This window comes from Antarctobacter albus (assembly GCF_900101505.1).
Classification (GTDB): Bacteria; Pseudomonadota; Alphaproteobacteria; order Rhodobacterales; family Rhodobacteraceae; genus Antarctobacter; species Antarctobacter albus.
Map to the genome: position 1 here is coordinate 64,896 of NZ_FMZI01000018.1, position 17,726 is coordinate 82,621.

Annotated in this window: 17 protein-coding genes; 6 read left to right on the forward strand and 11 right to left on the reverse strand. The window is 67.2% G+C overall.

The window, feature by feature from the left end; genetic code table 11:
- Nucleotides 1-103: 103 nt before the first annotated feature.
- The 4 genes from BLQ71_RS22850 to BLQ71_RS22865 form a co-directional block, all read right to left on the reverse strand.
- On the reverse strand, nucleotides 104-811 hold the full coding sequence (locus tag BLQ71_RS22850; protein ID WP_043146049.1) for an NYN domain-containing protein: 708 nt from the start codon (nucleotides 809-811) through the stop codon (nucleotides 104-106).
- A 75-nt stretch (nucleotides 812-886) separates the two neighbouring features.
- Nucleotides 887-1,321, reverse strand: coding sequence for a GNAT family N-acetyltransferase (locus BLQ71_RS22855; RefSeq protein ID WP_198548589.1), 435 nt, complete (start codon nucleotides 1,319-1,321; stop codon nucleotides 887-889).
- Between the two features lie 44 nt (nucleotides 1,322-1,365).
- Complete coding sequence (locus BLQ71_RS22860) at nucleotides 1,366-2,127, reverse strand: potassium channel family protein (protein ID WP_069210750.1); 762 nt, start codon at nucleotides 2,125-2,127, stop codon at nucleotides 1,366-1,368.
- A 193-nt stretch (nucleotides 2,128-2,320) separates the two neighbouring features.
- On the reverse strand, nucleotides 2,321-3,433 hold the full coding sequence (locus tag BLQ71_RS22865) for an S-(hydroxymethyl)glutathione dehydrogenase/class III alcohol dehydrogenase (RefSeq protein ID WP_043146052.1): 1,113 nt from the start codon (nucleotides 3,431-3,433) through the stop codon (nucleotides 2,321-2,323).
- Nucleotides 3,434-3,961: 528 nt separating this feature from the next.
- Here BLQ71_RS22865 and BLQ71_RS22870 point away from each other — a divergent pair.
- Nucleotides 3,962-5,617 carry a Y-family DNA polymerase gene (locus BLQ71_RS22870; RefSeq protein WP_074623376.1) on the forward strand — a complete coding sequence of 552 codons (1,656 nt, stop codon included), beginning with the start codon at nucleotides 3,962-3,964 and terminating at the stop codon, nucleotides 5,615-5,617.
- Between the two features lie 138 nt (nucleotides 5,618-5,755).
- Complete coding sequence (serB, locus tag BLQ71_RS22875; protein ID WP_074623377.1) at nucleotides 5,756-6,625, forward strand: phosphoserine phosphatase SerB; 870 nt, start codon at nucleotides 5,756-5,758, stop codon at nucleotides 6,623-6,625.
- Here the strand turns inward: serB and BLQ71_RS22880 are convergent.
- Nucleotides 6,615-7,613 (reverse strand): asparaginase, encoded by a 999-nt coding sequence (locus BLQ71_RS22880; RefSeq protein ID WP_074623378.1) that lies wholly within the window; start codon nucleotides 7,611-7,613, stop codon nucleotides 6,615-6,617. The two genes, serB and BLQ71_RS22880, sit on opposite strands and share 11 nt — an antisense overlap.
- A gap of 168 nt (nucleotides 7,614-7,781) precedes the next feature.
- Between BLQ71_RS22880 and BLQ71_RS22885 the strand changes: the two genes are divergently transcribed.
- The 4 genes from BLQ71_RS22885 to cueR all read left to right on the forward strand — a co-directional run bounded on the left by BLQ71_RS22885 (nucleotide 7,782) and on the right by cueR (nucleotide 12,573).
- Entirely contained in the window at nucleotides 7,782-8,309 is a 528-nt protein-coding gene (locus tag BLQ71_RS22885) for an invasion associated locus B family protein (protein ID WP_043147032.1), read from the forward strand.
- 143 nt (nucleotides 8,310-8,452) lie between these two features.
- The gene (gene rlmN / locus BLQ71_RS22890) at nucleotides 8,453-9,637 is read left to right on the forward strand and encodes a dual-specificity RNA methyltransferase RlmN (RefSeq protein ID WP_074623379.1); all 1,185 of its coding nucleotides are present in this window, start codon (nucleotides 8,453-8,455) and stop codon (nucleotides 9,635-9,637) included.
- A gap of 78 nt (nucleotides 9,638-9,715) precedes the next feature.
- Nucleotides 9,716-12,187 (forward strand): heavy metal translocating P-type ATPase, encoded by a 2,472-nt coding sequence (locus tag BLQ71_RS22895; RefSeq protein ID WP_074623380.1) that lies wholly within the window; start codon nucleotides 9,716-9,718, stop codon nucleotides 12,185-12,187.
- The gene (gene cueR, locus BLQ71_RS22900; RefSeq protein ID WP_043147027.1) at nucleotides 12,184-12,573 is read left to right on the forward strand and encodes a Cu(I)-responsive transcriptional regulator; all 390 of its coding nucleotides are present in this window, start codon (nucleotides 12,184-12,186) and stop codon (nucleotides 12,571-12,573) included. Before BLQ71_RS22895 ends, cueR begins: the two co-directional genes overlap by 4 nt.
- Here cueR and BLQ71_RS22905 read toward each other — a convergent pair.
- The 6 genes from BLQ71_RS22905 to BLQ71_RS22930 all read right to left on the reverse strand — a co-directional run bounded on the left by BLQ71_RS22905 (nucleotide 12,570) and on the right by BLQ71_RS22930 (nucleotide 17,590).
- The gene (locus tag BLQ71_RS22905; protein WP_074623381.1) at nucleotides 12,570-13,268 is read right to left on the reverse strand and encodes a GntR family transcriptional regulator; all 699 of its coding nucleotides are present in this window, start codon (nucleotides 13,266-13,268) and stop codon (nucleotides 12,570-12,572) included. The genes cueR and BLQ71_RS22905 overlap by 4 nt on opposite strands.
- Before the next feature lie 161 nt (nucleotides 13,269-13,429).
- Nucleotides 13,430-13,915 carry a copper chaperone PCu(A)C domain-containing protein gene (locus BLQ71_RS22910; protein ID WP_074623382.1) on the reverse strand — a complete coding sequence of 162 codons (486 nt, stop codon included), beginning with the start codon at nucleotides 13,913-13,915 and terminating at the stop codon, nucleotides 13,430-13,432.
- On the reverse strand, nucleotides 13,912-15,225 hold the full coding sequence (locus tag BLQ71_RS22915; protein ID WP_074623383.1) for an ABC transporter permease: 1,314 nt from the start codon (nucleotides 15,223-15,225) through the stop codon (nucleotides 13,912-13,914). Before BLQ71_RS22915 ends, BLQ71_RS22910 begins: the two co-directional genes overlap by 4 nt.
- On the reverse strand, nucleotides 15,222-15,902 hold the full coding sequence (locus BLQ71_RS22920; protein WP_074623384.1) for an ABC transporter ATP-binding protein: 681 nt from the start codon (nucleotides 15,900-15,902) through the stop codon (nucleotides 15,222-15,224). Before BLQ71_RS22920 ends, BLQ71_RS22915 begins: the two co-directional genes overlap by 4 nt.
- A gap of 180 nt (nucleotides 15,903-16,082) precedes the next feature.
- On the reverse strand, nucleotides 16,083-16,688 hold the full coding sequence (locus BLQ71_RS22925) for a 2-dehydro-3-deoxy-6-phosphogalactonate aldolase (protein WP_074623385.1): 606 nt from the start codon (nucleotides 16,686-16,688) through the stop codon (nucleotides 16,083-16,085).
- The gene (locus tag BLQ71_RS22930) at nucleotides 16,685-17,590 is read right to left on the reverse strand and encodes a 2-dehydro-3-deoxygalactonokinase (protein ID WP_043147017.1); all 906 of its coding nucleotides are present in this window, start codon (nucleotides 17,588-17,590) and stop codon (nucleotides 16,685-16,687) included. The genes BLQ71_RS22925 and BLQ71_RS22930 overlap by 4 nt, the downstream gene beginning before the upstream one ends.
- Nucleotides 17,591-17,726: the final 136 nt, after the last annotated feature.

The following is a 17,726-nucleotide window of genomic DNA, read 5'->3' on the forward strand; positions in this document are numbered from 1 at the left end:
TCCTCCTCTGATGTCCTGACGATAAGACACGCCGCCCGGACCTCCTCCGGGGCGGCGTCAGGATCAACGCACGAGGCGGGCTTGGGGTTCCCTGCGGTCCCGCTCAGTCGACCCGGCGCAGCAAAAGCTGGTTGCCGCTGGTGCTGCGCTTGGTCTCGAAAACCTTCAGCTCCGCGACCAGGTCCGACAGCTTGCGCTTGCCGTAACTGCGGGTGTCGAAATCCGGGTTGGCGGCGGTGATGACCTGGCCAATGTCCCCCAGGCGATACCACTCGTCGTCCTGGTCGATGGATTCCATCGCCTTGAAGATCAGGTCACGCGCCTGCGTCAGGTCGGTCTTGGCCTTGGGCTTCCCGCCCGAGGCCTTCTCGGGCGCCGAATCCAGGTTCTCGAGAAAGATGAAGCGCTTGCAGGCCTTGCGGAAGGCGTCCGGCGTCTTCTGCATCCCCATGCCGTAGACATCCAGCCCCTGTTCGCGGATACGGCTGGCCAGCCGCGTGAAATCGCTGTCCGAACTGACCAGCACGAACCCGTCGAAACGGCCCGTGTGCATCAGGTCCATCGCGTCGATCACCAGTGCGATGTCGCTGGCGTTCTTGCCCACGGTATTGGCGGGCGAGTGATGCGGCACGATGCCGAAATCCGCCTGCACCTTGTTCCAGCCCGCCATCTGCTGGCTGGAGAAATCGCCGTAGCACCGCCGCACGCTGGCCTCGCCCAGGATCGCGATCTCGTCAAAGATCGCCTTGGTGTATTTCGGCGAAGTGTTGTCGGCGTCGATCAGCACCGCCAAAAGTGTATTGTCGGCCATTGAGCCTCCTTTTCGCCCCGGTAGGGCCATCCGGGTGCAGTGTGATAGCAATCGCGCGCCGCAGCCACCCGGCCCTCACAACATCCGGTACATCACCAGCGCGTCCACATATCCCTGATCGGGATGCAGGAAGGCGCCCGGCAGGCGCCCCACCACCTCGAACCCCGCGCGCTGCCAGGTCGCCACCGCGCGCGTGTTCGTCGAGACGACAAAGTTGTACTGCATCGCGCGGAACCCCAGCCGCGGCGCCATGTCCAGCGAATGCGCCAGCATCGCCCGCGCCACGCCGCGCCCCTGCGCCGCCGCGGCGGTGACGTAGCCGCAGTTGCAGACATGGCTGCCGCCGCCCTTCTGGTTGCGCACCATGTAATAGGTGCCCAGCAGCTCGCCCGCATCTTCGGCGACAAAGACATGCCGTTCCGGCCCGAACCAGTAGTCCAGCGCCGCGTCGCGCGGGATGTCGGGGTCGATGGCATAGGTGTCGCCGGCGCGGAACACCGGCTCCAGCATGGTCCAGACCGCCGCGCGGTCCGCCTCGACGGCCTCGCGTATGATCACGCCTGCCCCTCCGTCCTGATATGGATCACCGCGCCGCAGTGCTTGCAATGCACCGCGTCCGCGTCATGCAGCACCAGCCCACACTGTTCGCATTCCTCGCGCACCTTGTTGGGGCGGATCAGGACCTGCACCAGCCGCAGGAACAGGGTGACGCCAAAGATCATCACGACGACCGAGATCAGCCGCCCCACCTGACCCTGCAACGTGATATCCCCGAACCCGGTGGTCGTCAGCGCCGTGACGGTGAAATAGAGCGCGTCGGCATAATTCTGGATCTGCGGGTTGAAGGTATACTGCGTGGCATAGACCAGCCCCGTCATGATGAAGATGAAGACGCCCAGGTTCAGCACCGCCAGCACCACGTCCTCGTTGCGGCGGAAATAGGCAAAGTCGCGCTTCAGCTGGGCCGACAGGTGGTAGGTGTGCAACAGTCGCAGCGTCCGCATCACCCGCAGGAATCCCAGCCCCTCACCCGCCAGCGGCGCCAGGAAAGAGACGATGGCGATGAGATCGGCAATCGTCACCAGCCGCGTCATCAGCCGCACCCGGTTGGTCGAGATCCAGAACCGCGCGCTGAACTCCGCCAGGATGATGACGCCGAACACCGCGTCCACCGCCTCGACGAAGGGGCCGTGCTGGGTGAACGAGGTGGCAATCACGAAGAGGATGGTGCCGATGTCAAAGAACAACAGCGCGTAGCGGAACCTGTGCGCCCGGTCGCTCTCACCGACATAGAGCTCGCGGATCTTGTTGCGCATGGGCCGTCCTTTGCTGGTCTCGGGGCAGGGTAGGACGGTTTTCCGGGAAGGGAAAGATGGCGGACCAAATGGAGCAGAGCGTCGCGATACGTTCCCGAGCCGCCGCGCAGGAGGTCCCCCCAAACGAAAACGCCGGCCCCTCAAGGACCGGCGCTTCCGGAATCGCAGGGCGGGGTTCACCCCGCCGCCCCGATCAGTAGACGACGACCGACCGGATCGATTCACCTGCGTGCATCAGGTCGAACCCCTTGTTGATCTCGTCCAGCGTCAGCGTGTGCGTGATCATCGGGTCGATCTCGATCTTGCCGTCCATGTACCAGTCGACGATCTTCGGCACATCGGTCCGGCCGCGCGCGCCGCCAAAGGCGGTGCCGCGCCAGGTGCGGCCCGTGACCAGCTGGAACGGACGGGTGGAAATCTCGGCCCCGGCGGGCGCCACGCCGATGATGATCGACTCGCCCCAGCCCTTGTGCGCCGCTTCCAGCGCCGTGCGCATGACGTTCACATTGCCCGTCGCGTCAAAGGTGTAATCCGCGCCACCCTTGGTCAGGTCGACCAGGTAGGGGACAAGATCGCCCTCGACCTCGCTGGGGTTGACGAAATCGGTCATGCCGAACTTCTCGGCCATCGCCTTCTTGTCGGGGTTCAGGTCGACGCCGACGATCTGATCCGCCCCTGCCAGCCGCAGGCCCTGGATCACGTTCAGGCCGATGCCGCCCAGGCCGAACACGATCGCGCGCGACCCGATCTCGACCTTGGCGGTATAGATCACCGCGCCGATGCCGGTGGTGACGCCGCACCCGATGTAGCAGACCTTGTCGAAAGGCGCGTCGGGGTTGATCTTGGCCAGGCTGACCTCGGGCAGAACCGTGTGGTTCGAGAAGGTCGAACAGCCCATGTAGTGCAGGATCGGCGTGCCATCGAGCATGGAAAACCGCGAGGTGCCGTCTGGCATCAGGCCCTGACCCTGTGTCGCGCGCACGCTCTGGCAGAGGTTGGTCTTGGGGTTGAGGCAGTATTCGCACTGGCGGCATTCGGCGGTGTAAAGCGGGATGACATGGTCGCCCGGCTTCAGCGAGGTCACGCCGGGGCCGACCTCCAGCACCACGCCCGCGCCCTCGTGGCCCAGGATCGCCGGGAACAGCCCCTCGGGGTCGGCGCCCGACAGGGTGAACTCGTCGGTGTGGCAGATCCCCGTCGCCTTGATTTCCACCAGGACCTCGCCGGCCTTGGGGCCTTCCAGGTTCACTTCCATGACCTCAAGCGGCTTGCCCGCTTCCAGGGCTACTGCGGCTCTTGTGCGCATTGTCGATCCTTCCCGTGGATTTGAAATTGCGCGGACTCTGATGCAAAGCGGGGGCCGTCGCAAGCGCGCGCCGGGCCTTTTTTGAGGCGCGTCGCCCGGCGCCGGACACCCGATACAACCGCTGGTTTCCCAAAGGTCAGGGGGCGACCGGAGGCCGGGCAAATGCGACATGCGGGCCGCCGCTCCCTTCCCCCGGTCCCGCCCTGTCCCGCCTGCGGCCTTTGCGCCCGTTAACCGGATTTCCGCCCCGCGCGGCCCCAGTCCGTCAGAGATCGCGCCGCGTTTTGTACAAAATGCTGGAATCGCCGTACCTTTTGTACGTTTTGTACGATTCGCAGCGGCGAGGCGGGGCTGGCACCTGTCATCTGCCTTGTGGTTCGCCGACATTTCACCCCCAAGGTCTTGTGTTGCGCTTGCGGCGTACGCGCCGTTACCCCACCGCGCGCTCTCGAAACCCCGCCTCCCGGACTCGACTCCGCGCCTCGCGAAAGCTAGAACATAACAAGAACACGCTGCCCGCGATTCCCCATGCCCAACCGCCGCATCCTCTCGCTCTGGTTTCCCCGCCTTGGCGCCGAACGCCTGATCCGCGCCCAGCCCCACCTGGCCGAGGTGCCCTTTGCCACCGTCGCGCAAGAGGGCTCCGCACAGGTGCTGGGGTCGCTGTCCCTGGCCGCCTCGCAGGCCGGGCTGCGCCCCGGCCAGCCACTGCGCGACGCCCATGCCATGTGCGCAGGCCTGCTCACCCGCCCGGCGCAACCCATTCAGGAGAAAGACTTTCTTGGCGCACTGCACCGCTGGGCGGGCAAGTTCTCGCCCTGGGTCGCGGTGGAACCGCCCGACGCGCTGGTGATCGACCTGACCGGCTGCGCGCATCTCTTCGGCGGCGAGGAACAGCTGGCACAACAGGCCACGCAGGACTGTGCCGACCTTGGCCTGACGGTGCATTTCGGCATCGCCGACACGCTGGGCGCGGCCTGGGCGCTGGCGCGTTTCTCGCAGCAACAGGCCGCCCCCGCCCGCACCGGCGACGCCATCGACCAGGAGGCCCCCGCCACCCGCGCCCGCGCCGGCAAGCGCCGCCACTGGACCCGCGGCGGCACCGCCCCACCACGCCCCGCCGCGCAGGGCCTGGGCACGCGCATCGCGCCCCCCGGCCAGGGCTGGCGCGCGCTCTCGCCCCTGCCCATCGCCGCCCTGCGGCTGGAACCCCATGTTATCGAACAGCTTTCCCGCCTCGGCCTGCGCCGCGTGGGGGATCTCCTGGGCCAGCCCCGCGCGCCGCTGGCACGCCGGTTCGGGCGCGGCCTGGTCGACCGGCTCGACCAGGCCACCGGCGCCGCGCCCGAGCCGGTCTCGCCCAGCGCGCCGCCGGATCGCTTTGCCCTGCGCATGTCCTTTCCCGATCCCATCGGGCTGGAAGAGGACGTGGCCGAGGCCCTCTCGCGCATGACGGAACGGCTCTGCACCACGCTCAGGGCCAGCGGGCGCGGCGCCCGATCACTGCGGATCGAGGCGCACCGCTGCGACCACCAGATGCACTGGCAGACCGTCACCAGCGCCGTGGCCAGCGACCAGCCGCACCGGCTCATGCCCCTGATAAGGCTCAAGATCTCCGGGCTGGAGGCCGGCCCCGGCATCGACATGCTGCGGCTCGAGGCGGTGGTGCACGAACCGCTGCACGCCCGCACCCGCACCGGCCACCTGGAGGCCGCGGAACAGGGCACCCGCCGCGTCCAGGGCGGCGCCGCGCTCGATGACCTGGTCAGCCGGCTCGGCGCCCGGCTGGGGATGGAGACGATCACCCGCCGCGCCCCTGCCGACAGTCATATCCCTGAAAAGGCGTCACAAATCCTGGCCGCCGCCTGGTCACGGCCCGCGCGCGACTGGCCCGCGCCCGCCGTGCCCCGCCCTCTGCTGCTCTGGCGCCCCGAGCCGGTGACCGCCCCCGACACGCCGCGTCCGCCGCGAACCTTCCGCTGGCGCGGGCGCGACTGGCAGGCAAGCGCGCAGACCGGGCCGGAACGGATCGCGCCGGAATGGTGGCTCGACGATCCCGACTGGCGATCGGGGCCCCGCGACTACTGGCGGGTAGACACGGACCGGGGCGAAAGGCTCTGGCTCTTCTACGCGCATGGCGGCGCCACCTCCTCGGGCTGGTTCTGCCAGGGCAGCTTTGCCTGAGCGCCCCCGGCTTCTTCTTTGCAAAAATACTCCCGGGGGAGTCGACCGCAGGGAGACGGGGGCAGCGCCCCCTGCCCCCACTGGCCAACCGCGCAGCGCCATGCCAAAAGCACACCGCGCAGCAAAGGACAAAGCCCCATGCAGATCGCCTCTCTCATCGCCAAACCCGGCCAGCTCGACCCGGCGCTGGTCGACAGCCTGCGCAACGCGCTGGGGGGCGGCACGGTGAGCTGGCTTTCCCCGGACGAGGCCGCCGAATTCCCGTTGGAGACAACGCCCGGCAACCTCGACGAGATCCGCGCCTCCATCGCGGAGATGGCCGACCTGAACGTCCTGACCGAGGCGAACCGGCGCAAGCGGATGCTGCTGGCCGACATGGACAGCACCATGATCCAGCAGGAATGTATCGACGAACTGGCCGAAGAGGCTGGCGTCGGCGCCCATGTAAAAAAGATCACCGCCCGCGCCATGAACGGCGAACTGGATTTCGAGGGCGCACTGATCGAACGGGTCGCCCTGCTGAAGGGTCTGCCGGAAAGCGTCATCGACAAGGTGGTCGAGAGCCGCATCACGCTGATGCCCGGCGGCAAGACCCTGCTGGCAACGATGCACGCGGCGGGCGGGCATTGCGTGCTGGTCTCGGGCGGGTTCACCGCCTTCACCACACGGGTTTCGTCGCTGCTGGGCTTTGACGAGAATCGCGCCAACACGCTGTTGATCGAGAACGGTGAACTGACCGGAGAGGTCGGCCGCCCGATCCTGGGCCGTGAGGCCAAGGTACAGGCACTGGACGAGATCACCGCCCGGTTGGAGATTTCCGCCTGTGACGTGATCGCCGTGGGTGACGGCGCCAATGACCTGGGCATGCTGACCCGCGCCGGGCTGGGCGTGGCGCTGCACGCGAAACCCTCGGTCCAGGCGCAGAGCGACCTGAGGGTCAACCACGGCGACCTGACCGCGCTGCTCTACCTGCAGGGCTATGCCAGGGGCGAATTCGTCACTGCCTGACCAGCCCCGCCACGGGGCGGATTTCGCCGGTCACCAACCCGTCCCAGTTGCGAATCGGCGGATTCAGGAAGCGCGCTACATCCGGGTGGTCCGCGTCCAGCACCCCCAGCCGCACCATCAGCGCCGCGATCACGCATTCCGAGGCGCGTGTCGCCCCATCCGCGATCTTGACCGCCACGCCTAGGCCGCGCGCGGGCAGGATGGCGATGAAATAGCCCTCTGCCCCTGTCTTCAGCGCCACCGGCTCTTTCGCGGCCTGCATCAGCAGGGTACAGGCGCGCCCCTCACCGGCGACCAGCACCGGATGGGCGATCATCGCCTCGACCAGGTCCGCCGCCGCCCGCGACTGGGCATCGCCGCGCGCCGCGGCGCCCGCAAAAAACGCCATAGCGCGCGCCATCCCCGTCATCGTGGTGGCGAAGTTCGGGGCCGAACAGCCGTCGATGCCGAACCCAGGGCTGGTCTCGCCCGTCACCTCCTCAAAGGCTTCGCGGCAGGCCATCTGCACCGGGTGCGCGGGATCGACGTAATCCGGCCCCGCCTTCAGGTGCTGCGTCAGCGTCAAAAAGCCGGTGTGCTTGCCGGAACAGTTGTTCAGCACGCGCCCCGGCTTTTCCCCGTCGCGGATCATCGAGAACCGCAACTCCTTGTCCCGCGAGGGCTGTGGCCCGCACAGCAGGTCATCCTCGGTCAGGCCCCGTTCGGCCAGCCAGTCGCCCACCAGCCGCGCATGTAGCGGCGCCCCGTTGTGCGAGGCACAGGCCAGCGCCAGCCGCTCGCTCCCCAATCCGGCAGCCTGTGCCGCGCCCGAAGAGACCAAGGGCAGCGCCTGCAGCATCTTGGCCGAACTGCGCGGCAGGATCACCGCTTCGGGATCACCCCAGGCATCGACAATTCCGCCCGTGGTGTCACAGACCACGGCGTGCCCGGAATGCCAGCTTTCGATCACGGGGCCGCGATGAACCTCGACCAGGGGAACCGCTGTCATGAATGACCTCCAACAGTTGAGCGATAATCTGCCACCGGGGCTTTTACGCCCGACTTCTTTCAGGCTATTGTCCCGCCGTCGAGATAAAAACCCTTTCGTGCGCGGGCCATCCGGGACATTCAAGGCCCTGTACGTAAGTCGAGGTAGAGACAGCTGGAGGCTGCAGGAATGATGTCAGGTCTGGGTCGGGGATTGGGCGCGCTCGCCCTTGTGCTGAGCGCGACGGCAGCAGGCGCGCAGGATAGCAGTACGGCGCGCGTGGACGCGATGACCGACTGGTCGGTGTTCGAAGAGGAAACGCCCCGCGAATGCTGGGCCGTGACCACCTACAAGGAAAGCGTCAACACCAAGGACGGTCGCGTGGTCGCCGTCACGCGGGGCGAGATCCTGTTGATGGTCTTCTTCCGCCCCGAGGCGGGGGTCAGCGGCCAGGTCGCCTTTACCGGCGGCTATCCCTTCGCGGACGGGTCGACCGTCAACGTGGTGATCGGCGACAGCGAGTTCGAGCTTTACACCGAGGGCGAATGGGCCTGGCCGGCCACGCCGCAGGACGACACCCGCATCATCACCGCGATGAAACGGGGCGCCGACGCCGTCGTGTCCGCGGTCTCTTCGCGCGGGACCGCAACCAAGGACACCTTCTCGCTGCTTGGGTTCACCGCCGCCTTCGAGGACGCCGAGGCGCGCTGCTCCTGATCGGGGCCGAACGGCACAGGGCCGTTCCCGGGTATTTGGACCAAGAAGAAACAGGGGCCGCGTGACGGATGTCATTCGGCCCTTTGGCTTTGCCCGCGAATCCTGTATACGGCGGGCTTCGCGCCAGACAGGAGCCTTTTCGCATGACTGCGACGACGCCCATCACCCAGGATCTCTTGACCATCCCCCGCAAGCTGCCGGAGGGACCGATGAACATCATCGGATTGACCCGCCCGCAACTGCGCGAGGCGCTGCTGGCCGCCGGTACGCCGGAAAAGCAGGTCAAGATGCGGGTGAATCAGGTCTGGCAGTGGCTGTACCACTGGGGCGTGCGCGATTTCGACGCCATGACCAACCTGGCCAAACCCTATCGCGCTCTGCTGGCCGAGAATTTCGTGATCTCGCTGCCCGAGATGGTCTCGCGCCAGGTTTCGGCGGATGGCACGCGCAAGTACCTTGTCCGCATCGCCGGCGGGCACGAGGTCGAGGTCGTCTATATCCCCGAGGAAGATCGCGGCACGCTGTGCATTTCCTCGCAGGTGGGCTGCACGCTGACCTGTTCCTTTTGCCATACCGGCACGCAAAAGCTGGTTCGCAACCTGACGGCGGGTGAAATCGTCGGCCAGATCATGCTGGCGCGCGATGACCTGGACGAATGGCCCGAACCCGGCACCGGCACCGGCGACAGCGGCCCGCGCCTGTTGTCGAACATTGTCCTGATGGGCATGGGTGAGCCGCTGTATAATTTCGAGGGCGTGCGCGACGCGATGAAGATCGCGATGGACGGCGAAGGCATTGCCCTGTCCCGCCGCCGCATAACCCTGTCTACATCCGGCGTCGTGCCCGAGATCGCCCGCGCCGCCGAGGAAATCGGCTGTCAGCTGGCGGTCAGTTTTCACGCCACCACGGATGAGGTGCGCGACAAGCTGGTGCCGATCAACAAGCGCTGGAACATCGAGACGCTGCTGACCGCGCTGCGCGAATACCCGCGCCTGTCGAACTCGGAACGCATCACCTTTGAATACGTGATGCTGAAGGACGTGAACGACACCGACGAAGACGCGCGCCGGCTGGTGAAGCTGATCAAGGGCATCCCGGCCAAGATCAACCTGATCCCCTTCAACGAATGGCCCGGCTCGCCCTACCAGCGCAGCGACTGGTCCCGGATCGAGAAATTCGCCGATATCATCTACAAGGCCGGTTATGCCTCTCCGATCCGCACGCCGCGAGGCGAGGACATCATGGCGGCCTGCGGACAGTTGAAATCCGCCACCGAACGGGCGCGCAAGTCGCGCGCGCAGATCGCGCAGGAAACCGGCCTGGGCTGAGCCCGGAAAAAATTTCGCATCGGGTCTTTACCTTCCCATGACTGGAACCCCCATATCCGGTCGCAGGAGGCACGAGCCATGACACAATTGCGATTCGAAGTAACCGGAATGACCTGCGGCGGATGTGCCGGGCGGGCCACGCGGGCGCTGGAAGGCGTCGAGGGCGTGACCGAGGCAAACGTCAATCTCGCCAACCGTATGGCCACGGTTCAAACCAACACAGAGGCCCGGGATCTGCGCGACGCGCTGAAGACAGCCGGCTATCCCGCAGCAGAACAGCGCATCCGCCTGGCCATCGAAGGCATGAGCTGTGCCTCCTGCGTGGGCCGCGTGGAAAAGGCGCTCTCCGCTTTGCCGGGCGTACTGGAGGCGCGCGTGAACCTGACCGCCCAGACCGCCGAAGCGCTGGTTCTGGCGGGCAGCGTCGATCCCCAGACCCTGGCCGAGGCCGTGACAGCCGCGGGCTATCCGGCCACGTCGATGGACGGCGACGAAACCCCGGACGCCACCGCCCGACAGGCCGAGGAGGCCGCGGCGTTGAAACGTCAGACCCTGATCGCGGGCGCGCTGACCCTGCCGGTCTTCCTGGGCGTCATGGGCGGGCACATGATCCCGGCGCTGCATCACTGGATCGACGCCACACTGGGGCAAACCCTGTGGTGGACGGTGCAGTTCGTGCTGACGACGCTGGTTCTGGTCGGGCCGGGCCGCCGGTTCTACCGGATCGGGCTGCCGCTGCTGGCCAAGGGGGCGCCGGACATGAATTCTCTGGTGGCGCTGGGGACTCTGGCCGCCTGGGGCTATTCCTCGGTGGCGCTCTTTGCCCCGGCGGTGTTGCCGGAAACCGCCCGCGCCGTCTATTTCGAGGCGGCGGCGGTGATCGTCACGCTGATCCTCATGGGGCGCTGGCTGGAGGCGCGCGCCAAGGGCCGCACCGGCGCCGCCATCCGCCACCTGCTGGACCTGCGGCCCGACATGGCCCGCGTCGAACGCGCGGACGGGACCGAGGAAATCCCGTTTTCCGAACTGCAGAAGGGCGACGTCCTGCAGGTGCGCCCCGGCGAGCGCATCGCCACGGATGGTATCGTGATCTCTGGCCGCTCCTTTGTCGAGGAAAGCATGGTCACGGGAGAACCCGCCCCGGTCGAGAAATCAGAAGGCGCGCAGGTCATCGGCGGTACGGTCAACGGCGCCGGCGCCCTGCGCGTGCGGGCCGAGGCGGTGGGCGCCGACACAGTCCTGTCGCGCATCGTCTCGATGGTGGAACAGGCCCAGGGCGCCCGGCTGCCGATCCAGGCGCTGGCCGACAAGGTGGTGCTGTGGTTCGTGCCTGCCGTTCTGGTCATCGCCGCCGTGACGGTTCTGGCCTGGCTGGTCTTCGGTCCCGGCCTGACCTTTGCGCTGGTCGCAGCCGTTTCTGTCCTCATCATCGCCTGCCCCTGCGCGATGGGTCTTGCCACGCCGGTCTCGATCATGGTGGGCACCGGCCGCGCTGCCGAACTGGGCATCCTGTTTCGCAAGGGCGAGGCGCTGCAACGGCTGGACGGCGCCAAGGTGATCGCCTTTGACAAGACAGGCACCCTGACAGAGGGCCGCCCGGCACTGGTCCGGCGAGAGACCGCACCGAGCTTTGACGCGGAAACAGTCCTGCGCCTGGCCGCCAGTGCCGAGCAGGGATCGGAGCATCCCATCGCACGCGCGCTGGAACAGGCCGCAGGCGCCGTCCCGGCCCCCGAAGAGGTCGAGGCCATCCCCGGCCACGGGTTGCGCGCCCGGGTCGAGGGGCAGAGCGTCCTGGTCGGCAACGCCCGGCTGATGGCACGCGAAAACATCGACGTGACCGCACTGTCCGACACGCTGCACCAGATGGAACGTGCCGCACAGACCCCGGTGCTGGTTGCCTTGGACGGCACCCTGGCGGGCGCCTTCGCGGTGGCCGACCGGATCAAGCCGGGCGCGCGCGCCGCGGTGGACGCCCTGAAACAGACGGGCTTGCGCGTCGCCATGATCTCGGGCGATGCGCGGCCCGTGGCCGAGGCCATCGGCGCGGACCTGGGCATCGACCAGATCGAGGCCGAAGTCCTGCCCGAGGGCAAGCTGGACGCCGTGCGCGCCCTGCGCGAACGTTTTGGCCCGGTGGTCTTTGTCGGGGACGGCATCAACGACGCGCCCGCGCTGGCCGAGGCCGATGTCGGCCTCGCCATCGGCACCGGCACCGATGTCGCCATAGAAAGCGCCGACGTGGTGCTGTCCTCCGGCGCCGTCGCAGGGGCCGTCAACGCGGTTCATGTCAGCCGCGCGGTGATGCGCAACATCCGGCAGAACCTGGTCTGGGCCTTCGGCTATAACGTGGCGCTGATCCCGGTGGCGGCGGGTCTGCTCTACCCGCTCACTGGCATGATGCTGTCGCCCATGCTGGCGGCAGGTGCGATGGCGCTCTCCTCGGTCTTTGTCCTGACCAACGCGCTGCGTCTGCGCGGTCTGAAAGGGGCGCTAAGCGACGCCCCTGCCACCGCTCCGGCACCCCGTACCCGCGAGGTGACGGCATGAACATCGGAGAGGTCGCGGAACGCGCCGGACTCCCGGCCAAGACGATCCGCTATTACGAGGACATCGGCCTGGTCAAACCGCCGCGCGATGCCAACGGCTACCGCGCCTTCCGCGAAAGCGACCTGCACAAGCTGGCCTTCCTAGCGCGCGCCCGCGCGCTGGGATTCTCGATCGAGGATTGCCGCGTACTGGTCGGCCTCTACCAGGACGATCACCGCGCCAGCGCCGACGTCAAACGCGTGGCCGAGGAACACCTGACCCGCATCGACGAAAAGATCGCCCAGCTGCAGGGGATGCGCGACACGCTGGCGACGCTGGTCAACGCGTGCCACGGCGACAACCGGCCCGATTGCCCGATCCTCAAGGACCTGGCCGAGGGCAGCTAGGCCGTGCTCTCTGCCTGCGCCACCGGCACCATCGGCAGCGGGTCGGGGCGCAGGAAACCCTCCATATGGCCACGCGACAGCTCCCAATGTTGCAGGGCCAGGTCGGCGGCTTGGTCCGCCGCGCCGCTTTCGATTGCGGCGATCAGGGCCTCGTGCTGCTGCACGGCCTTCTTGACCAGCTTGCGTTCCTTCTTGGAGCCGGGGCTAAAGACCCCCCGGCTCAGGCGCGTCTGGTCGATCAGCACCCGGTTCAGCGCGGGCAGCATGTAGGGGTTTGCCGCCATCTCGCCGAGCTGCGTGTGAAACCCATGATCCGCAAGAGCCGCCGCCCCGTCGTCCCCGCCCTCCAGTGCCTGTTGGAACCGCAGTTGCGCCGCCTTCAGCGGCTCCAGCCCCGCGCCGCCACGGACCTCCGCCGCCAGCCGCGCAGCGGTGGCCAGGATCAGCGGTGCGGTCTGCAGGAACGCGCGCACCGTGGCAATCTCCAGCGAGACCACCCGCGCGCCGCGGTTCGCCTCCAATCGCAGGTATCCCTCACCCGCCAGCACCTGGAAAATCTCGCGCAGCGGGGTACGGGACAGGCCGTAGCTACCGGCAATCCGGCCCTCGTCCAGCTCTGTGCCCGGGGCAAGGTCCTGCAACAGGATCCCCTCTCGCAGCGCCTCGCGGCAGATTTCCTTTGGACTGGCGGTCATCGCGTTTCCTCTCCAGGGTCCTTCAACACGGCTTGCATACCTAAAGTATACAGCGCGTATCGGCCCAAGGTCACGCAATCCCCGGCTTTGCTCTGGAAAATTCCCTGAACGGTCCTCAAGGCGCGCAGCACCGGGCCTGTGCGCTGGCCCTACGGGAAACCCTAGTGCGAATGCCCCGCGTGGCCGTGCTGGCGCGCGTCTTGGGCCTCGATCACGACGTCGATCTCCAGCTCTCCGGCCGAGGTCAGCAGGATCACCTCCCAGTGGTGACCTTCTTCCAGCACCGCTTGCAGCCCGTCAAAGCGGATCGCCAGTCCGTCCGGCTCCAGCGCCAGCTGCCGGCCCGGGGCCACCGGGATCGGCGGCAGGGACTCGAATCCCATCTCGCCGTCCTTCATGCGAAAGCCCACCAAGCGCCCTTCCAGCCCGCTGTCCAGCCGGGCGCCCAGGATCTCGACCCGGGCCGTGCCCGCATTGTGCAGGTCCATGAACAGCAGCGCATGATCTTGATCGGTGGCATTGGTCCAGGGATGCAGGATTTCCAGTCCCCCAATCTCGAAGGCATGGGCCGGTTGGTCGTGATCATGCCCCTCTTCGGCCAGAACCGGGGTGGTCATCAGCATGAGCGCGGCAAGCAGATGTTTCATTGGCGTAGGTTCTCCACAACAGGGCGCGTCAGAACGACAAGCGCCGGAACAAGAGACAAGACGGACATGGCCGACAGAAAGCCCAGCGCCAGGTTCACCTCGGCCCAGGTGATCGTGGCCGTCACCAGGACATCGGTCCTGTGCGTCACGATCCGCGACAGGACCAGAGCCGCGGCATAGCCGAACGCCAGCCCAAGCATCGTTCCCGCCACCAGCAGCGTGACGCCATAGCCCCAGACCACCGCCATGACAAAACGGCGCGGCGCCCCCAGCGCCCGCAGCATGGCCAGCTGCCGCTGGAAAAGACGCGTGAGGATGAACAACCCCAACAGGACAGAGGCCGCCACAAGCACCTGGGTCACGATGGACATGACAGACATGGCCTGCCGCACATCCCCCATGACCCGATAAAGATCGGCCAGCACGGTGCCGGGAAAAAAGGCCATCGTCTCACCCGCCACGGTGAATTCCGAGCGCAGCGCATAGTTGGCCCAGAGCTCGCCGGCATGGACGATCACCGCCGGGGTGCCGGGGAACAACTCGGGGGTGAAGGGCGGGCCGATCCTGTCACCGTCTTCGAAAGGGTGGCCATTGGCCAGGCCGTGAACCTCCCAGACGGTTTCGACTGGGATCAGGATGGCACGATCCCAGGGAGAGCCGCTGCGCGCCATGCGTCCGACAACCTCGATCCCGACGCCGTCATGGGCCTCGGCATCGGCGCCGCTGCCCCGACCGTGGGCCGGCGTGAAGCGGTCACCGATCCGCAGGTCGATGGCCGCCCCCACCACGGCCTCTCCGGACCGGGCGAATATCCGCCCCTCGATCTGGCCGTCACTGAGGTAGGTGACAAACTCCGCGATGGTGCCGACGACCGGTGCGCCATCGTGGCTGTCCCCAAAGGCGATGGGCGCCGCGATCTGCACCTGCGGGTGGTTGGCGATCCGGTCATAGGCCGCCCCGTCCAGCAGCGGCACGGCACTGGGCTGCAGAAAGACCGCCGCCAGCATCATGGTCAGTTCCGATCCCGGCGCCGTCACCACCAGATCGAATTTCTCTGCCGCCTGGGCGCTGCCGGTGCGCAGACCACGCTCCTGCGCGATCAGCCCGATACCCATGCCGGTCGACACCGCGATCAGCAGGACGAACAGCAGGTTGGCCCAGCGAAACCGCCACATCAGCGCGCGGACCAGCGGCAGGGGCCGGAACCCGCGCAGCAGGATGCCCCCGATCACCAGCAAGGGCAGCAAGAGCGCCCCGGCGATGATCAGGTCTTGCGCGAGGACCGGCAGGCTGTCCCAACTGTCCCTCATGCGGCCTGCACCCCGGTATCGTCCGTGACTTTCCCGTCCTCGATGGTCAGCACACGGTCCAACCGTTCGAGCAGATGGGCATCGTGGCTCACCGCGATCAGGGTCTTGCCGCCGGCACGCAACAGGCCGGTCAGATCTTCGATCAAGGCATCGGCGGCCCGCCGGTCCAGGCTCGCGGTCGGTTCATCGGCCAGCAACAAGCCCGGATCGGTCGCCAGGGCGCGGGCGATGGCCACCCTTTGCCGCTCACCTCCGGAAAAGGACCCAACCGTGCGATTTCCCTGCGGCACTCCCAGACGGGCCAGCCCCTCGGCGGCACGGGTGGCGATTGGCGCTCTGTCATGGCGCGTCCTGAAAAGCCCGGAAAGCCCCGCGTTGGCCTGCGGCGACAGTTCCTCGAACAACAGGAAGTCCTGAAAGATCAGACCCATGTTGTGCGCGCGAAAGGCGGTTCGTCGTTCGGGCCGCAGGCGGGCCAGGTCCACCTCTCCCCAGCACAGGCGTCCGCGTACCTCGATCAACCCGCTGAGCGCGTGCAGGAACGTCGATTTCCCCGCGCCGGAAGGCCCCCGTATGCCGATCAGTGCGCCGGCAGGGGCGGAAAGATCCCCAACTTTCAGCAGGGTCCGGGTGCCCGCCCGCACCTCGAGGTCCTTGATTTCCAGGGGCAACGCCATCAGTCCGCCACGCCATGCGCGCCGCCTGACCGGTTGACCCCATGTTCAGGCCGGGCGCTTGCATTCACGGGTTCGGGGGACAAGGACGGCATCAGGCGGTACGGCATTCCAATTAGGGCGAAGACGCTCCACCCGTTTCGTTATGTTATAACGTACATTCCGCGCCGCGGCTGTCAAGCCTCAGCCAAAGGCGGCATCGTAGGCAGCCACCAGTTCCTCTGCACGCGCCTTGACGTCGCCGGCAGTGCGCCCTGGCTTGTACAGGCTCGATCCGATGCCGAAACCGGTGATCCCGGCCTTTTGCCAGTCGGCGAAATCCTCTGGGCCGACGCCGCCCACGGCATAGGTCGCAGCCTCTGCCGGCAGCACCGCCTTGAGCGCCGAGAACCCGTCGAGACCCAGCTTGAACGCGGGAAAGAACTTCAGCCCGTCGGCGCCGTTGCGCAGCGCGGTGAAAGCCTCTGTCGCAGTGAAGACGCCCGGATAGGACAACAGCCCCGCCGACTTGGCCGCCACGATCACGCGAGGATTGCAATCGGGCGAGACCACCATGCCCGCCCCCAGTGCGGCCAGTTGACCGACCTCGACCGGGTCCAGCACCGTGCCGGCACCGATCAGCGCAGTGTCGCCGGCATGGGTGATCATCCGCCGGATGCTGTCGAACGGGTCAGGCGAATTCAGCGGCACCTCGATCTTGGTGATCCCTGCGGTTATCAGCGCCTCGGTAACGGGGGCGGCCTCGTCGGGGGTCAGGCCGCGCAGGATGGCGATAAGCTCTCTGGTCATGTCGGGTCTTTCATCTGGTGATAGGCGGCGGTCAAACCGGCCAGCGTGATGTCACCGGCGGGCAGCAGACGAGGCTGCACGCCCTGCGGTTCAAGCGCCGTGGCATAGGCCGTGGCAAGCGCGTCCTCGCCCAGGATCACCACCTCCTGCCCCAGCCAGTAGGGCCGCGCGGCGGCCAGTTCGGCCCCGATCAGAAGGCCCGACAGGCGCGCGCGGGACGCCGCCGATCCGGTCCCGTGCAACAGCGCGTCGGCGCGCAGGGTGAACAGCGAGGCGGCAAGACCCGCGGGCCGGGACAGCGAATCGCTCACCGCGCTGGCAAAGACCTCTGCATCCCAGCCGTCTTCGGTCATCGTGTGGCGCAGGACCGACTGGCTGCTCAGCAGGGCAAAAAGCTCGCCGGTCATGAAGGTCCGAAAGGACACGATCTCTCGGGCGCTGATGTGAGCCCATTTCGTATGCGTTCCCGGCAGGCACAGAACACCGTCAAAGCGCGGTTCCTGCACCAGGAACCCGGCGATCTGGGTTTCCTCTCCGCGCATCACGTCGGCCGGGCGGTCCTGCTGGACACCGGGCAGGATCTGCACCGACAGGCGCGCATCCTGCACAGGCGGGCGGATACCCCGAACCGGCGGCTCGCAGGGAACAGCAGCATAGGGCGCCTCGGCCCAGCCCTGCCTGGCGCCCGCCATGCCGCAGATCATCACCGGCACCGTCGTATCGGGCAAACGGTTCCCCAGGAGGTCCAGCAGTGTCGGCTCGAAAGCGTCGGGCGTCAGGCGCGACATGCCCTTGTCCGATTCGATCAGTTCCAGCGGGCGATCATCGGCGTCCATCGGCCAGACCCGCAACCGCGAGGTCCCCCAGTCCACGGCAATCCACGAGAGTGCATCTGTCGGCATGGTCCCTGCTCCCTTCCGATCCCGGCACCGGACATGGTCCGGCCCCTTCAATGACCCTGCCCTGACCAAGGATGCAAGCCCCGCGCGGGTTGACAACACGGCCCGAACCGCGCGCTATCGCCCGAAACACGACCGG

Coding starts and splice junctions, on each gene's coding strand:
- BLQ71_RS22895 (WP_074623380.1), top strand. CDS start 9,716: ATGACACAATTGCGATTCGAAGTAACCGGAATGACCTGCGGCGGATGT.
- serB (WP_074623377.1), top strand. CDS start 5,756: ATGCAGATCGCCTCTCTCATCGCCAAACCCGGCCAGCTCGACCCGGCG.
- BLQ71_RS22930 (WP_043147017.1), bottom strand. CDS start 17,590: ATGCCGACAGATGCACTCTCGTGGATTGCCGTGGACTGGGGGACCTCG.
- BLQ71_RS22870 (WP_074623376.1), top strand. CDS start 3,962: ATGCCCAACCGCCGCATCCTCTCGCTCTGGTTTCCCCGCCTTGGCGCC.
- BLQ71_RS22860 (WP_069210750.1), bottom strand. CDS start 2,127: ATGCGCAACAAGATCCGCGAGCTCTATGTCGGTGAGAGCGACCGGGCG.
- BLQ71_RS22920 (WP_074623384.1), bottom strand. CDS start 15,902: ATGGCGTTGCCCCTGGAAATCAAGGACCTCGAGGTGCGGGCGGGCACC.
- BLQ71_RS22910 (WP_074623382.1), bottom strand. CDS start 13,915: ATGAAACATCTGCTTGCCGCGCTCATGCTGATGACCACCCCGGTTCTG.
- rlmN (WP_074623379.1), top strand. CDS start 8,453: ATGACTGCGACGACGCCCATCACCCAGGATCTCTTGACCATCCCCCGC.
- BLQ71_RS22905 (WP_074623381.1), bottom strand. CDS start 13,268: ATGACCGCCAGTCCAAAGGAAATCTGCCGCGAGGCGCTGCGAGAGGGG.
- BLQ71_RS22865 (WP_043146052.1), bottom strand. CDS start 3,433: ATGCGCACAAGAGCCGCAGTAGCCCTGGAAGCGGGCAAGCCGCTTGAG.
- cueR (WP_043147027.1), top strand. CDS start 12,184: ATGAACATCGGAGAGGTCGCGGAACGCGCCGGACTCCCGGCCAAGACG.
- BLQ71_RS22850 (WP_043146049.1), bottom strand. CDS start 811: ATGGCCGACAATACACTTTTGGCGGTGCTGATCGACGCCGACAACACT.
- BLQ71_RS22885 (WP_043147032.1), top strand. CDS start 7,782: ATGATGTCAGGTCTGGGTCGGGGATTGGGCGCGCTCGCCCTTGTGCTG.
- BLQ71_RS22880 (WP_074623378.1), bottom strand. CDS start 7,613: ATGACAGCGGTTCCCCTGGTCGAGGTTCATCGCGGCCCCGTGATCGAA.
- BLQ71_RS22915 (WP_074623383.1), bottom strand. CDS start 15,225: ATGAGGGACAGTTGGGACAGCCTGCCGGTCCTCGCGCAAGACCTGATC.
- BLQ71_RS22855 (WP_198548589.1), bottom strand. CDS start 1,321: ATGCTGGAGCCGGTGTTCCGCGCCGGCGACACCTATGCCATCGACCCC.
- BLQ71_RS22925 (WP_074623385.1), bottom strand. CDS start 16,688: ATGACCAGAGAGCTTATCGCCATCCTGCGCGGCCTGACCCCCGACGAG.